Origin of the sequence: Frankia alni ACN14a (assembly GCF_000058485.1) — a bacterium.
Lineage (GTDB): Bacteria > Actinomycetota > Actinomycetes > Frankiales > Frankiaceae > Frankia > Frankia alni.
Map to the genome: position 1 here is coordinate 455,574 of NC_008278.1, position 13,572 is coordinate 469,145.

The window sequence follows — 13,572 nt, forward strand, 5'->3', positions numbered from 1 at the left end:
ATGGTCACGATGGGCGATGCTAGTGGCCACGCCCCGACTTATCCCGGTGGAGCAGACAGACGACGCCGCTCCCCGGGGTCCTGAGGTCCCGGCGGCTCGGGGGTCCAGACGGCGGAGGGCACTTCGGCGCGCAGGGTGGGGGCGACCTCGGCGAAGAAGCGTTCCAGGTGGGCGCGGGTGGTGGCGGGGTCGGTGAGGAAGAAGCCCTCCACCCCGATGCCGAGGACCTGGTTGCCGAAGCGCCGGTGCAGGTCGAGCAGCTTTTCGATGATCTGGTCGGCGGTGCCGACGAGGGCCGAGCCGTTGTCGATGAAGTCCTCCAGCGAGCCGAACGGGAAGTGGTTCTGCCGGGCCACCGGGAGGTCGCGGAACGCGGCGAAGGCGGGGCGGGCGAGTGCGAGGGCGTCCTGCGAGCGGTCGGTGATGACAGGGGAGTGCACGCCGAGGGCGAGCGGCGTGGCGGCCGGGTCGTGATCGTGATGGACGAGCCGGTCGCGGTAGCGCTGGACGAGCGCGAGGTAGTGATTGGTGCGGCGGAAGCCGTTCGCCGAGTACAGCGGGTCGCCCCAGCGGGCGGCGAGGTCGCTCGACCGCTCGCTGGACGCCGAGCCGTGCCAGACGCGCGGCGCCGGCTGCTGCAACGGCCGCGGGCGGGTCGTCGCCCCGTGCAGCGGTGGGCGGAAGCGGCCCGTCCAGGTCACGTTCTCCTCCCGCCACAGCCGGCGGAACAGCTCGTAGTTCTCCGCCAGCCGATCCCAGAGCTCGGCGGCGTCGACGCCGAACATGCCCGGTGAGACCGGATCGTTGCCCTTGCCGATGACCAGGTCGAGGCGCCCGTCGCTGAGCTGGTCGAGGGTGGCGTACTCCTCGGCGGCGCGGACCGGGTCGGCCAGCGAAAGCACGGCGACGGTGGTGACCAACCGGATCCGGCTGGTCCGAGCGGCGATGTGGCCGAGCAGTACGGCAGGGGCGGACGACAGGAACGCGGGATTGTGCCGCTCGCCGACGCCGAACGCGTCGTAGCCCACGCCCTCGGCCCAGGTCGCGAGGTCGACCAGAGCCCGCAGCCGCTCCCGCTCGTGCTCCGCCGCCGGAGACGACCGCGTCGCCGTCGCCGTCGTGGTCACGGCAGCGCCGCCGACATCGCGCGCCGCCAGCGTGCTGGCCAGGAACTTCACACTGCTTCCCCACTGTTGCGCACGTCGGGCGATGCTGGTCAGAAGCCCAGCGCCGCGCGGATCAGGACGATGGTGGCGCGGTCCGGGAAGGCCTCCCGCTCCACGATGGTCACTCCGATGCGGGTCGATGGCTCCTTCTGGTAACTGGATCGATTCTGCGGAACCATCGAGTGCCTCGGAAGACGGCACTATTTTCTGCCTCGGTGACGTGGAGGTAACCATGCGCGCGAAGTCCGCCGTCGGCGACGGGGGTGGCCCGAGTGGCGATGGGGATGGCCCGAACGGCGGCGTGGCCGGCCGGAAAGGCAGTGTGGTCGGCCGGAAGGGCGGCGCGGTCGGCCAGAACGGTGGCGGGCCGGTCGACACGCGGGCGGCGACGGTTCTGGCGATCCGCGACGACGCGACGTGCCGGGTCCGCGAGATCCTCGACCGGGTCGGCGACAAGTGGACGCTGGCGGTGGTCAGCGAGCTCGGCCGGGGCAGCCACCGTTTCACCGAGCTGCGGCGGGCCGTGCCGGGCATCAGCCAACGCATGCTGACCTCAACCCTGCGCGGGCTTGAACGCGACGGCCTGGTCCGCCGGACCGTGCATCCGGTCGTCCCGCCGCGGGTCGACTACGAGCTGACCGAGCTCGGCCGGACACTGCTCGACACGGCCTGGGCGCTGATGAGCTGGGCTCTGGAGCACATGGACCAGATCGACGATGCCCGGCAGGAGTACGACGGGCGCCGGGAGTACGACGCAGGCCGGGAGTAGGCCGGGCGTTGACCTCAGTTGCCGGTCAGTAGCGGGGCCAGCCGTTCGAGCTGGTCGACGGCCGCCGGGAGGTCGGCGGCGAACGGGTGGACGAGCACGTGGTCGGCACCGGCGGTCAGGTGGGCGCCCAGCCGCGCCGCCACGGCGGCCTCGTCCCCCCAGGCGAGGATGTCGTCGACCAGCCGGTCGCTGCGTGCGCCGGACAGGTCCGCGTCGCCGTAGCCGAGGCGCCGGTAGTTGCTGGTGTACGGGGACTCCGCGGCTCCCGCCCCGGCGTTGAAGACGGCGCGCAACCGTCCCCGAGCGGTCGCCGGGTCGGCCTCGAGCGTCACGGCCTGATGCGGGATGACCAGCCGGTCCGGGCCGACGGCGGCGCGGGCCGCGGCGGTGTGCGCCACCGGCTGCAGGAAGGGGTGCACCCCGTCGGCGTGGTCGCGGGCGAGCCGGTGGGCGCGCGGTCCCAGGGCGGCGAGCACCCGCGGGTAGCGCGGCGCGGGCAGGAGCCAGGCCGCGACGTCGTCCACCGCCCGCAGGTAGTCGCCGAGCGCGGTCAGCGGGCGTGACCCCTGCTGCCCGCCAAGCCCGAGCACGAACCGGTCCGGATACGCCTCGGCGAGGGTGGCGGCCCCGGTGTGCATGGTGGCCGGCTCGCGGACGGTCACGTTGGCGATGCCGGTGCCGACGACGATCCGCTCGGTCGCGGCCAGCATCAGCGCGTGCTGGGTGAACGCCTCCCGGCCACCGGTCGGCGCGCCGGCCGGTGGTTCGGCGCCCCACAGCGAGCCGTAACCCAGGCGCTCGATGCGGTCGAACTGGCGGCGCTGGACCGCCACCGGCGTGGCGAGCAGGGTGGCCGCGGCCAGCCACACGCCGTACCGGCCGAGCCGTCGGCGCGTCTCGGTGACCACCCGCGCCGTGCTCACCGCCCCGACCGTCGCCGCCTGCGTGCCCGCCGTCGGCCCCGTCGCCGTGTTCACCGTCGTCATCACCGCTCCCTCGTCTGCTGGCGAGCTAACCGGAGGCTGCCTCCGATCTGTGGTTCACCACCATAGTGGAGGTAGGCTCCGGTTAGCCACGTCGAGGCGGCACCGGACCGGGGGTGGGAGCGTGGGTGGCGCGAGCGGGACACGCACCATGCGCGCCGATGCCCGCCGCAACTACGAGCGGCTGCTGGCGGAGGCCCGGGTGGCCTTCGCCGAGCACGGCACCGGCGCCTCGCTGGAGGACATCGCCCGCCGGGCCGGCGTGGGTACGGGCACCCTCTACCGGCACTTTCCCGCCCGGGAGGCGCTGCTGGAGGCGGTGTTGCGCGAGGAGTTCCAGCGGTTGACCGCCTCCGCCGGCGTGGCAGCGGCCGCCCGGCCCGCCGGCCCGGCGCTGCTCGCCTGGCTGCGCGAACTCGTCGCCTTCAACGGCACCTACCGCGGGCTCACCGCGGTTCTCATGCAGCCCCTGCTCGACCCCGCCAGCGAGCTGCACGCCGCCTGCGAGGCGATGCGCACCGCCGGCGGCGATCTGCTCCGCGCCGCCCAGCAGGCCGGGCGGATCCGCCCCGACGTCACCGTCCTAGAGCTGTTCACCCTGGTCAGCGGGCTGTCCTGGGCGCACGAGCAGACCTCGGCGGCCCTGCCCGGCAGCCTCGCCCCTGACCGCCTGCTGCATCTGACCGTCGAGGGGTTGGCTCCCCGCCCCGCGCAGTCCGGGGTCATGCAGTCCGGGGTCATGCAGGCCGACGCCGGGCGGTAGGCACCCGAGGCCCCGTGGCCTCGTCCTTCCGTCGCCCGGACCCGAGTGGTGACGTCCGGCGGGGCGGCATTACCTCGCGCGTAATCGACGGGATCCGCGGGCGTCCGGAGGATCGGGCGCGGCGGGGAGGTTCCCTCGCCGCCACCGATCCGATCCGTTCTCGGCATCAGACGGCCGGCCGCTCGCGCGGGCGGCAACGCCGTGGGGATGCCGGCTGCTCTGGGAGATCCGTGACATCGTCTACGCCTGCTCCGCCGCGGACCGACGGTGCGCGGACGGCCGGCTGGCTGCCACTGGTCGTGGTGCTCGCCGGCACGTTCGTCACCTTCCTCGACTTCTTCATCGTCAACGTCGCGCTGCCGTCGATCGAGACGGACCTGGCCGCCGGGTCGGCGACGCTGTCGCTCGTCGTCGCCGGCTACGGGCTCACCTTCGCGGTCGGAATGGTCACCGGGGGGCGACTGGGTGACCTCCACGGCCGGCGCCGGATGTTCCTGGTGGGGCTCGCGCTGTTCACCCTCACATCGGCGGCCTGCGGCCTCGCCCCGAACGCCGAGGTGCTCGTGGTCGCCCGGTTCCTGCAGGGCGCGTCCGGCGCGCTGCTCACCCCGCAGGTGCTGGCCATCCTCGGCATCCTCTACGTCGGGCGGCGCCGGGGGCCGGCGTTCGCGGCCTACGGGTTCGCGATGGGGATCGCCGGGGTCCTCGGCCAGCTCATCGGCGGCGCGCTCATCGAGGCGGACCTCGCCGGCTCGGGCTGGCGGGCCGTGTTCCTCATCAACGTGCCGGTCGGTCTGCTCGCCATGCCCGCGGCCCGGCGCGTCCTGCCGGAGTCGCGCGGACCGCGGGCGCGGCTGGACCTGGCCGGCGCCGCGCTCGTGACCGCGGCCGCGACCCTGCTCATCCTGCCGCTGGTGGAGGGGCGGGAACGCGGCTGGCCGGGGTGGGTGTGGTGCTGCCTGGCCGCCGCGCCGGCCGTGGCCGCCGGGTTCGTCGTCCGCCAGCGCCGGCTCGCCGCCCGCGGCGGGGCGCCGCTGATCGACCTCGGCCTGTTCCGGCATCGCGCCTTCGCGGTCGGCACGTGCGTCGCGCTGGGGTTCGCCCTGATCCCGAGCTCGTTCTTCTTCGTCCTCGCGCTCGACCTCCAGCAGGGACGCGGCTACGGCGCACTGTTCTCCGGGATCGTCTTCGCCGCAGTCGGCGCCGGCTACATGCTGGCGATGTTCCTGGCCGGCCCGCTCGGCGACCGGCTTGGTCACCGGGTCCTCGCGGTGGGCGCCCTCGGTGTCGCCGCGGGCGGCGCGCTGCTCGTGGCCACCGCGTCGGCGGCGAGCGCCCTCGCCCTGGTCCCCGGGCTCGCGGTGACCGGGCTCGGCATCGGCCTGGTGCTCGTCCCGCTGTCCTCGACGGTGCTGGCGGGGGTCGACCCGCGCCACGCGGGCGCCGCGGCGGGGGTGCTGGCCATGGCGCAGCAGATCGGCGGCGCGCTGGGGGTCGCCGTGATCGGCGTGGTGTTCTTCGGTGCCGGGACGGCCGAGGGTGCGTTCACGGCGAGCCTGTGGGTGCTGGTCGTCGTGGCCGTCGCCGTGGCCGGTCTGACCCGGCTGCTGCGTCCACGCGCAACAGCCGGGTGGAGTGGCCGAGTGAGGGCGGCGGGGGCCGAGCCAGGCCCTGGCTCGGCCCCGACGCCGACCGGACGGGTGACAGGTGCGGGATCAGCCGCCGAACAGGCTGGCCGAGTCCACGGTCCGGTAGTCGGTCGCCCTGGTGCCCTTGACCGTGGCGACGACCGAGCCCGTTGAGCACAGCGCCTTCAGGTTCGGGATGGCGGTGCCGTCGCAGGTGAACGTCAGCCCGTCGCCGGCCGGCAGCACGACGTCCTTGGCGGCCTTCAGCGTGCTGGCCACGGAGGCGGGGGTGACGTCTCCGGTGAGGCCCTTGAGCGCGCGGACGAGACCCAGCAGGTTCTGGTAGCCGGTCACTGCGTAGCCGTCGAGGGCCGTCTTCGGCGCGTACTTGCCCATCACCGTCCGGTAGAGCCGAGACTCGGCGTTGTCGCCTTCGGTGTCGCCCGGGGTGAACAGCGTCGCGCCGTCCAGCGCGCCGGGGGCGGCGTCCTCGACGGTCTTCGACAGGCACGGCTGGATGACGAACTTCGGCTGGGTGGCGTTGACCGCGACCAGGCTCTTGAGCACCGTGCTGCAGAAGGTCCCCTCACCGACGAGGATCACCGCGCCGGGCTTCTTGCCGATCGCCGCGGTGACCTGGGAGGTGGCATCCGGCGTGCCGACCGGGATCGGGACGATGTCGAGGCCGACGCCGGCCTTGGCGAAGACCGGCTTGCCCAGGGCGTTCGCGCCGGCGGTCACCGCGGGAGCGTCCGTGACGAACAGGGAGACGCTCTTGTAGCCCTTGTCCTTGGCGGTCTGCGCCATGACGCCGAGGGTCGCCGGGAAGCCGCCGGTCCAGGAGAAGGCGCCGTCGGTGACGAACTCGGCGCCGCTGGCGGCCACGCCCGTCGTGTAGGGGATCCTGGCGCCGGTGATGACCGGGACCATCGAGTCGGCGAAGGCCGTGGTGCCGATGTTCACGGCGGTGACCTTCTGCTCGACCATCTCGTTGGCGCAGGTGCGGGCGGAGGCCGCGTCCTCCTGCGACTTGCAGACGACGAGCTGGACGGGTCGCCCGCCGATGCCGCCGAGGTAGTCGTTGGCGTAGGCGGCGGCGGCCTGGGCGCCCTCGCGGACCTCGGGCAGGGAGATCGCGCTGCCGCCCTCCGCGGTGATGAAGCCGACCTTCACCGGCGCGCCGGCCGCCTTCGTGCCCGGCGGCAGCGTCGCGGTCGAGCCGGCCGGCGAGGCTGTGCCCGCGCTGCCCCCGCCCGCGCCTGCACTGCCTCCGTCACTGCCGCACGCGGCCGGTAACAGGCCCAGGCCGACGGCCAGGAGCGCCGCTCCCACCCGCGCTCGGCGCGGACTCCTCCCCCACACACCCGTGCTGCCCACAGCCCCTCCATCTCGTCCCACGCGGCCCGTCGGAAGGGCTCGGCGGCGAGAACCGGGTATGTTACCCAGCTCACATGGTGAGCTATGTTATCCAGGTAATAAATCCGGTCAAGGGGAAGCGGGGGCAGGCACCGAAGGCTCACCCGGCGGGGTCGCCGTCCTCCAGGTAGACGGGCAGGTGCGGGGCGGCCAGGCAGGCGGCGATCCGGCGGGCCAGCCGAGCCGCGGCCCGCTCGGCGACCTCGGCGGCTGTGCAGTACCGGGCCGAGCGGATCTCCTCGGCCTGTAGCGCGAGCGCGTCCACCGGGATCGGCGGACCGTCCACAGCGAACAGGAACCGCAGCGCGTCCGCCCGGCGCGGGGTGGCGGCGAGATGATCGACGCAGATCAGCCGCCCGACCGGCAGGTCGAGCCCGAGCTCCTCGCCCAGCTCGCGCTGCGCGGTCTGGCGCGGGGACTCGCCGGGCTCGGCGATCCCGCCGGGGACCTCCCAGTTCGGCTTGTACGTCGGCTCCACCAGCAGCACGCGCCCGGCGGCGTCGCGCAGCAGGCAGCCGGCCGCCACCGCCTTCCTCGACCGGGCCACGACGTCGTCGAGCAGCGCTGTCATGGCCGCACGTTACCGGTGATGGTCAGGCCATCCGGCCCGAACAGGGACTCGCTGGCCGGCCGGGCCAGCCGGCCGCGGTCGAGGACGACGAGGTGGTCGGCGCGGGCCGCCAGCCGCAGGTCGTGGGTGATCACCAGGACGGTCCGGTCGGCGGCGAGCCGGCGCAGGGTGCGCAGCAGCGGCTCGGCCGCGGTGTCGTCGAGCCCCGCCGTCGGCTCGTCGAGGACCAGGACGGGGGAGTCGCGCAGCAGCCCCCGCGCGAGCGTGACCCGCCGTCGCTGGCCGCCGGACAGCCGCCGGCCGCTCTGCCCGAGCGGCGTGTCGTAACCGTCGGGCAGCCGGGCGGCGAACCCGTCCACCCCGGCGGCCCGCGCGGCGGCGGCCACACGCGCGGGGTCGGCGTCCGGCTCGCCCCAGGCGATGTTCTCCCACAGCGTCCCGTCGACGAGCGGGCTGTCCTGGGCCACCACGGTCACGGCGCGGCGCAGCGAGGCCAGGGTCACGCGGCGCAGGTCGTGCCCGTCAAGCAGGATCCGTCCGGCCGACGGGTCGTGCAGGCGAGTCAGCAGCCTGGTCACCGTCGACTTCCCGGCGCCGCTGCCGCCGGTAAGCACCGTCAGCTCGCTGGGGCGCAGGGCGAACGAGACGCCGTCCAGCGCCGGCCCGAGCGCGTCCGGATAGGTCAGGTGCACGTGCTCGAACCGGAGATGGCCACGGACGCGCCCCAGCGGTCGGGCGTCCGGAGCGTCGGCCACCTCGGCGGGGTGGTCGAGCACCTCGGCGATCCGCTCCCCGGCGGCCACCGCCGAGCCGACCGCCACGACGAGCTCACCGAGCTCCTGCAGCGGGCCGTACAGGTAGCCGAGAAAGCCGGCGAAGGACAGCAGGCCGCCGACGGTCAGCCGCCCAGTGGCGATCTCCCAGCTGCCCACGCCGAGGACGGCCAGCACGAAGACGGTCTCCAGCAGGCTGGCCAGCACGGCGTTCGCCGCAGCGAGCCGGTGGGCGGCGAACCGGGCGTCGCGCCAGGCGGCACCGTGGTGGCGCAGCCGGCGCAGCTCGTGGGCCGCCATCCCGTGGGTCTGAACCAGGGCGCTGGCCGCGATGTTCTCCTCGGCGACGGCGGCGATGCGGCCCTCGGCGGCCCGCTCGGCGTGCGACACCGCCCGCACCCGGCCCGCTAGCCGGCGGGTGAGCAGCCAGTGCAGCGGCGCCGCCGCGCAGGCCAGCAGCGCGAGCTCCCAGCACAGGACGAAGGCGGCCGTGGTGAAGCACACCACGCCGCAGCCGGTGGTGACGGCCTGGACCAGACCGGTGCCGACGAGCTCGTCGACGGCGTCCACGTCCGAGCCGAACCGGGTCAGCAGGTCGCCGGCCGGCCGCTGGGCGAAGAAGGTCGGCGAGAGCACGTGCAGGCGGGCGAGCATCGCCTCGCGCAGCCGTCCCAGCAACCGTCCTGACGCCCTCGCCTCCAGGAGATGGCCCGCGTAGCCGCACATGCCGCCGGCGATGGCGACGGCCAGCCACACCGCCGCCGGGGCACAGAACTCCCGGGGGGAACCCTGGACGAGCGCCCGGTCGGTGAGCCGGCCGAAGAGCCACACCGTGACCGTCTCCGCGGCCGTGCCGGCGAGCAGCAGCGCCGCCGCGCCGAGCAGCACACCGCGCTCGGGACGGACCAGGGGACGCAGCCGGCGCACCACCCGGCGGGTCGCGGCGGACCCGCCGCCTGCCACGGTCGACCCGCCGCCTGCCACGGTCGACCCGTCGCGTGCGGCGTGTCGCGCCGGCATTCCCACCGCCTTTCCCGGGTCGGCCCGGGGTGCGGTGTCATCACCGCACCCCGGGCAGGAATTCGAATCGCTGTTACCTGTGTGATGGCTTCCTGGGGAGCGGATGGGGCTGCTGCCGGCGCGGCCTCTTCGGCTTGGGAGGCAGCGGAAGAATCTTCTTGATCGGCATTGTTGAAATCCTTTCCTCCGGGCCGGCGGTATCGCCGACGAATGGACACGCTAGTGGGCTCGCGGGAGATCTGGCTGTGGATTTCCTGGGCATTCCTGTGTGTTGCTGTGATGCGGGCATCACATTGGGTGCCCCCGGCTGTCGCCGCCCGGACCGCCCGACGACCCCGACCGCCCGACGACCCCGACCGCCCGACGATCCTGACCGCCCGACGACCCGGGCGGTCGGCGGCCCGGGCGGTCGGCGACCGGCGTTCCGGCGGGTGCTTCAGCGTCGCGGGCGGCGGCGGTCGAATGCTGGTAGGCCTGTCTGAGTGCATCCCGCACCGGCGGGACCACGTGGATCCGAGGCGTCTGACCGCGGTACGGATGACCGTCGGACGTCTGGCCGCGACGCTCTGTGAACGGAGACGCTGATGAGCCCGGAGTTCCGGACCCTGAAGTTCGAGCGTGACGGCGGGGTGGCCCGGATCACCCTGAACCGCCCCGACGCCGCGAACGGCCTCAACCAGGAGATGTCCGCGGAACTGGCCCGGGCGGCAGCCGCCTGCGACGGCGACCCGTCGGTCCGGGCCGTGCTGCTGACGGCGACCGGGCGTTTCTTCACCGCCGGCGGTGACGTGAAGGAGATGGCGGACCACGGCGACCGCATCGGTGTGGAAATCAAAAAGCTCGCCGACGACCTGCACCGGGCCGTGTCGATCTTCGCGCGGATGAACGCACCGCTGATCATCGCCGTCAACGGGGTCGCCGCGGGTGCGGGGGTCAGCATCGTCGCCGCCGGCGACCTGGTTCTCGCGGCGGATTCCGCCACCTTCACCATGGCCTACACCAATGTGGGGCTCAGCCCGGACGGCAGTTCCTCCTACACGCTGCCCCGTTTGATGGGGCTGCGCCGCACGCAGGAGTTCATGTTCCTCAACCGTCGGCTCTCCGCTGCCGAGGCGCTCGAATGGGGGCTGGTCACCAGGGTGGTGCCGGCCGAGGAGCTCGCCGGTGAGGCGACGGCGCTGGCGCAGCGGATCGCGGCGGGGCCGGCCGACTCGCACGGGGCCATCAAGCGCCTGCTGGTGCAGACGTTCGCCAACGGCCTGGAGACGCAGATGGAGCTGGAGGCGCGCGAGATCGCGCGTAGCGCGGTCGGCGACGGCCGGGAGGGCATCACGGCCTTCGTCGAGAAGCGCGCCCCGAAGTTCACCTGACCGCCGCACCGCCGCGCCGCACCGCCGCACCGCCCACCGCCGCGCCGCGCCCCACCGCCGCACCGCCCACCGCCGCGCCGCGCCGCACCGCCCACCGCCGCGCCGCCGCGGCCGTCCGGTTCGTCCATGTCTCCGTCTGTCCTGATATGACTTCTCCCATCCGAAATCACCGCCGGTGGGCGGGCGGACGCGAGGAGCGCACGTTGACGAACCTGCCGCGGTCCGCCGATGAGCAGGTCGAAGCGCGTGGTCGCACCCGTGGGCAGCGACGGTGCCGGTGGCGGCGGGTCGCGGCCGCTGCCGGGATGGCCGGGCTCGCCCTCGGCGCCTGCTCCGACGGAGCCGGCGCCGGCGCCGGCGAGGCTCCCGACGCGACCGGAGCCGCTGCCGGTACCGGTACCGGCAGCGGGGCGGCGGACGGGTCGTGGCGCGGTGCCGCGCACGTCGCCGGGCGGTGGCAGAGCGGCATGCGCGCGGTGGAGTCGCCCCTCGCCGCCGACGACTCCGTCGTCTTCCACGCGCTGACGGCGGCGGGTGTGTTCGAGATGGTGAGCCTCGATCCGGTCTCGGGTCGGCCGCGGTGGACGGCCCCGGCAAGCCCGTCGCGGGCGGCGCCGGGGGCGGGGCTGCAGACCATGACGCTGTCCGGCGGCAGGGTCGTCGTCTGGATGGAGCCCGGCCAGCCGGTCTCGCCCGGCGGGGTGACGGCGGGCGGGGTGTCCGTGGTCGCCGCGGACGCGAGGTCCGGCCGGCGGCTGTGGTCCTACGGCGACGGGCGCCTCGAGCTGCCGTCCGTCCCGGACATCTGCGGGGACGGCGACGTCTGCGTGCCAGCCGGCAACGGCTCGGGCCCGATCATCCTGGACGGCCGCACCGGTACGCCACGCAACTCCGCGGCGCAACCCGCGAGCCTCGCCGGCCCCGGCCAGATCCAGCGACCGCTGCACCATCCCGTTCCGGCGACGCCGACCACGCCCTCGATCGTCACGCCCCCAATCGTCACGCCCCCGATCGTCATGCCCTCGATCGTCACGGTGTCGACCGTCGAGGTGGACACCGCGCCGAGCCCGGGTTACTCCCGCTCCATCGGCGCCGGACTGTACGACGACGGGCGGGACCTGATCGCCTACACCGACGCCGGGGCCGAGCGCTGGCGGCGGCCCTACGCGACGCTGTTCCGAGGCCTGGACGTGAGCCCCGACTACGGCTGGAAGGTCGGCCTGAGCAACGACCTCTACGTCGTGTCGCTGGGCTACGTCCCGACGCCCGAGCAGCTCGCCGCGTCGCGCGCCGGCATCCCGCTGACCCGTGACGCCGCCAGGCTGTGGGCAACCGCCGCCTTCGACGCGCAGACCGGCGAGACGCTGTGGGTCTCGCCGGCGGCCACGACGTACTGCGGTGGCCTGGACACCGACATCCGCAATCCGGTCCGGTGCACGTACGCGGGCACCGTCCGGTACGGCGCACAGGACACCTCGGCGCAGGACGTGCAGGTCACGGTGGAGGGCTTCGGCGCCGAGAGCGGGCGGACGACCTGGCGGTGGGTGGCCGGGGCGGTTCCGGGCCTCGTCCTGTCCGCCGCGGCGGGCTCGCCGGACATCCTGCGCATCGACGACACCCGCTATGCCGTCCGCACGCCGCAGCGGACGATCCTGCTCGACGTCGCGAACGGCCCGCTGAACGAGCCGCCCCCAGCGTCCGGATGGTGTTTCACGGGCGCCGTCGCGAAGCCCGCCTTCACCGTCGACGGCAACGGCGGCGACGCCCGGTACAAGGACGATCGCTGGTACCCCTGCGCCGAGGGCAGACCTGTCGATGTTCCCAGCACAACCCCGCGGTTCGCCGGCGCACTCGTCGGCAACATGTACGCCTGGCGTGACGCCTACGGCCAGGTCCGTGGCGGCCACGTGGGCTGACTGCCTCCGGCGTCCCGCGGATCAGTTCGCCGGCACGGTTCCTCCCGGCGGTCGACCCGCCGGCCGAGCCGGCCGAGCCGGGCGAGGGCACGGCACCGGGGCGCGGCATACCGTGAACGTGCGTGCGGCTTGTACTGGAGGATGCTGCTGTGACTGACTTCGGGCTGGTTCGGCCGCCTGTGCTGGCGGGGGCCGCCCTACTGCGGGACGAGCCGCTGCGGCAGGACACCGGGCGGCAGAAGGAGGGCTGGGCGTCGGCTCGGGTCGTCCTCGTCGACGAGGAGGGCCGCAGCCCCGTGCGGTGGGGGCCGCGGGTCGAAGGACTCGGCATCGGTGCGGTCTCCGGCGTTGACGACGCGGACGCCGGCCCTCGGCTGTGGACGCGGGCGGCGACGGAGATCGCCGGTTCGCCGCCGCCGGACGCGCTGCTGCTCGGCGAGGCCGACGGGGTCGCGTACTGGGCGGTGCGCGGTGGCGCGGACCAGGTGGCGGCCGGCGACGACGGGGTCCGGTGGCTCACCCTGTTCTCGGTCGGCGCGGAGCTCGGCGCGCGCGACGCGGCGCTGCTGGCGGCGGCGGTCGCCCTGCTGAACTGGCACGGCCGAGCCCTGTTCTGCGCCCGCGACGGCTCGCCGACCCGGCTGGCCAACGCCGGCTGGGCACGCGTCTGCGAGGCGCAGCACCACGAGGAGTACCCGCGGACGGACCCGGCGGTGATCTGCCTGGTGCACGACGGCGCGGATCGGATGCTGCTCGGCCGGCACCGGGCCTGGCCGGCGGGGCGGTTCTCGGTGCTGGCCGGCTTCGTCGAGGCGGGCGAGTCGCTGGAGGCGTGCGTGGCGCGCGAGATCGGCGAGGAGGTCGGGCTCGACGTCACCGACATCCGCTACCTCGGCAGCCAGGCCTGGCCGTTCCCGCGGTCGCTGATGCTCGGCTTCCACGCGGTGGCCGATCCCGCCCAGCCGCTGCGCCTGGACGAGGCGGAGATCAGCGAGGCGGTGTGGGTGACCCGCGACGAGGTACGGCAGGCTCTGGCCCGCGGCGACGACTGGGCCGTCGCGGACGACGCGCCTGCGACCGACTCCCCGCCCCCGATCCGCCTGCCTGGCCGGATGTCCATCGCCCGCACCATGATCGACTCCTGGTCCGCCGCCGGCTGACCGAGCCGGCAGCCGCCGCCACCGCGGGGTGGGCCAG

12 protein-coding genes are annotated in these 13,572 nt (G+C 74.4%); 6 read left to right on the top strand and 6 right to left on the bottom strand.

What is annotated here, in order from left to right; genetic code table 11:
• Nucleotides 1-38 precede the first annotated feature (38 nt).
• A complete protein-coding gene (locus FRAAL_RS01730) occupies nt 39-1,178 on the bottom strand; it encodes an LLM class flavin-dependent oxidoreductase (RefSeq protein ID WP_157891952.1) in 1,140 nt (379 codons plus the stop codon).
• Nucleotides 1,179-1,216: 38 nt separating this feature from the next.
• Complete coding sequence (locus tag FRAAL_RS35480) at nt 1,217-1,345, bottom strand: hypothetical protein (RefSeq protein ID WP_256788085.1); 129 nt, start codon at nt 1,343-1,345, stop codon at nt 1,217-1,219.
• A gap of 53 nt (nt 1,346-1,398) precedes the next feature.
• On the opposite strand from FRAAL_RS35480, the gene FRAAL_RS01735 reads away from it, so the two are divergent.
• Nucleotides 1,399-1,935, top strand: coding sequence for a winged helix-turn-helix transcriptional regulator (locus FRAAL_RS01735; RefSeq protein WP_157891953.1), 537 nt, complete (start codon nt 1,399-1,401; stop codon nt 1,933-1,935).
• Nucleotides 1,936-1,949: 14 nt separating this feature from the next.
• Here the strand turns inward: FRAAL_RS01735 and FRAAL_RS01740 are convergent, their stop codons facing one another.
• Nucleotides 1,950-2,921 carry a TIGR03620 family F420-dependent LLM class oxidoreductase gene (locus FRAAL_RS01740; RefSeq protein ID WP_083866673.1) on the bottom strand — a complete coding sequence of 324 codons (972 nt, stop codon included), beginning with the start codon at nt 2,919-2,921 and terminating at the stop codon, nt 1,950-1,952.
• 148 nt (nt 2,922-3,069) lie between these two features.
• Between FRAAL_RS01740 and FRAAL_RS01745 the strand changes: the two genes are divergently transcribed.
• Complete coding sequence (locus FRAAL_RS01745) at nt 3,070-3,681, top strand: TetR/AcrR family transcriptional regulator (RefSeq protein ID WP_011601645.1); 612 nt, start codon at nt 3,070-3,072, stop codon at nt 3,679-3,681.
• Between the two features lie 230 nt (nt 3,682-3,911).
• Nucleotides 3,912-5,483, top strand: coding sequence for an MFS transporter (locus FRAAL_RS01750; RefSeq protein WP_011601646.1), 1,572 nt, complete (start codon nt 3,912-3,914; stop codon nt 5,481-5,483).
• On the opposite strand, the gene FRAAL_RS01755 is transcribed toward FRAAL_RS01750, so the two are convergent.
• From FRAAL_RS01755 to FRAAL_RS01765, 3 genes are all read right to left on the bottom strand, one after another.
• On the bottom strand, nt 5,397-6,641 hold the full coding sequence (locus FRAAL_RS01755; RefSeq protein ID WP_063822588.1) for an ABC transporter substrate-binding protein: 1,245 nt from the start codon (nt 6,639-6,641) through the stop codon (nt 5,397-5,399). The two genes, FRAAL_RS01750 and FRAAL_RS01755, sit on opposite strands and share 87 nt — an antisense overlap.
• A gap of 184 nt (nt 6,642-6,825) precedes the next feature.
• The gene (locus FRAAL_RS01760) at nt 6,826-7,296 is read right to left on the bottom strand and encodes an NUDIX domain-containing protein (RefSeq protein WP_041938676.1); all 471 of its coding nucleotides are present in this window, start codon (nt 7,294-7,296) and stop codon (nt 6,826-6,828) included.
• Nucleotides 7,293-9,089, bottom strand: coding sequence for an ABC transporter ATP-binding protein (locus tag FRAAL_RS01765; protein ID WP_050996977.1), 1,797 nt, complete (start codon nt 9,087-9,089; stop codon nt 7,293-7,295). Before FRAAL_RS01765 ends, FRAAL_RS01760 begins: the two co-directional genes overlap by 4 nt.
• 584 nt (nt 9,090-9,673) lie before the next feature.
• On the opposite strand from FRAAL_RS01765, the gene FRAAL_RS01770 reads away from it, so the two are divergent.
• The 3 genes from FRAAL_RS01770 to nudC all read left to right on the top strand — a co-directional run bounded on the left by FRAAL_RS01770 (nt 9,674) and on the right by nudC (nt 13,535).
• Complete coding sequence (locus FRAAL_RS01770; protein ID WP_011601652.1) at nt 9,674-10,459, top strand: enoyl-CoA hydratase/isomerase family protein; 786 nt, start codon at nt 9,674-9,676, stop codon at nt 10,457-10,459.
• Between the two features lie 203 nt (nt 10,460-10,662).
• Nucleotides 10,663-12,375, top strand: a complete 1,713-nt coding sequence (locus FRAAL_RS01775; RefSeq protein WP_041938677.1) for a PQQ-binding-like beta-propeller repeat protein — start codon at nt 10,663-10,665, stop codon at nt 12,373-12,375.
• A 149-nt stretch (nt 12,376-12,524) separates the two neighbouring features.
• Nucleotides 12,525-13,535 (top strand): NAD(+) diphosphatase, encoded by a 1,011-nt coding sequence (gene nudC / locus FRAAL_RS01780; RefSeq protein WP_041938678.1) that lies wholly within the window; start codon nt 12,525-12,527, stop codon nt 13,533-13,535.
• The last annotated feature ends 37 nt before the right edge of the window (nt 13,536-13,572 follow it).

What these genes read in the sequence shown, in the direction of transcription:
- FRAAL_RS01760 (WP_041938676.1), bottom strand. Translation starts at nt 7,296, where the DNA reads ATGACAGCGCTGCTCGACGACGTCGTGGCCCGGTCGAGGAAGGCGGTG.
- FRAAL_RS01735 (WP_157891953.1), top strand. Translation starts at nt 1,399, where the DNA reads ATGCGCGCGAAGTCCGCCGTCGGCGACGGGGGTGGCCCGAGTGGCGAT.
- FRAAL_RS01765 (WP_050996977.1), bottom strand. Translation starts at nt 9,089, where the DNA reads ATGCCGGCGCGACACGCCGCACGCGACGGGTCGACCGTGGCAGGCGGC.
- FRAAL_RS01745 (WP_011601645.1), top strand. Translation starts at nt 3,070, where the DNA reads ATGCGCGCCGATGCCCGCCGCAACTACGAGCGGCTGCTGGCGGAGGCC.
- FRAAL_RS01740 (WP_083866673.1), bottom strand. Translation starts at nt 2,921, where the DNA reads ATGACGACGGTGAACACGGCGACGGGGCCGACGGCGGGCACGCAGGCG.
- FRAAL_RS01770 (WP_011601652.1), top strand. Translation starts at nt 9,674, where the DNA reads ATGAGCCCGGAGTTCCGGACCCTGAAGTTCGAGCGTGACGGCGGGGTG.
- FRAAL_RS35480 (WP_256788085.1), bottom strand. Translation starts at nt 1,345, where the DNA reads ATGGTTCCGCAGAATCGATCCAGTTACCAGAAGGAGCCATCGACCCGC.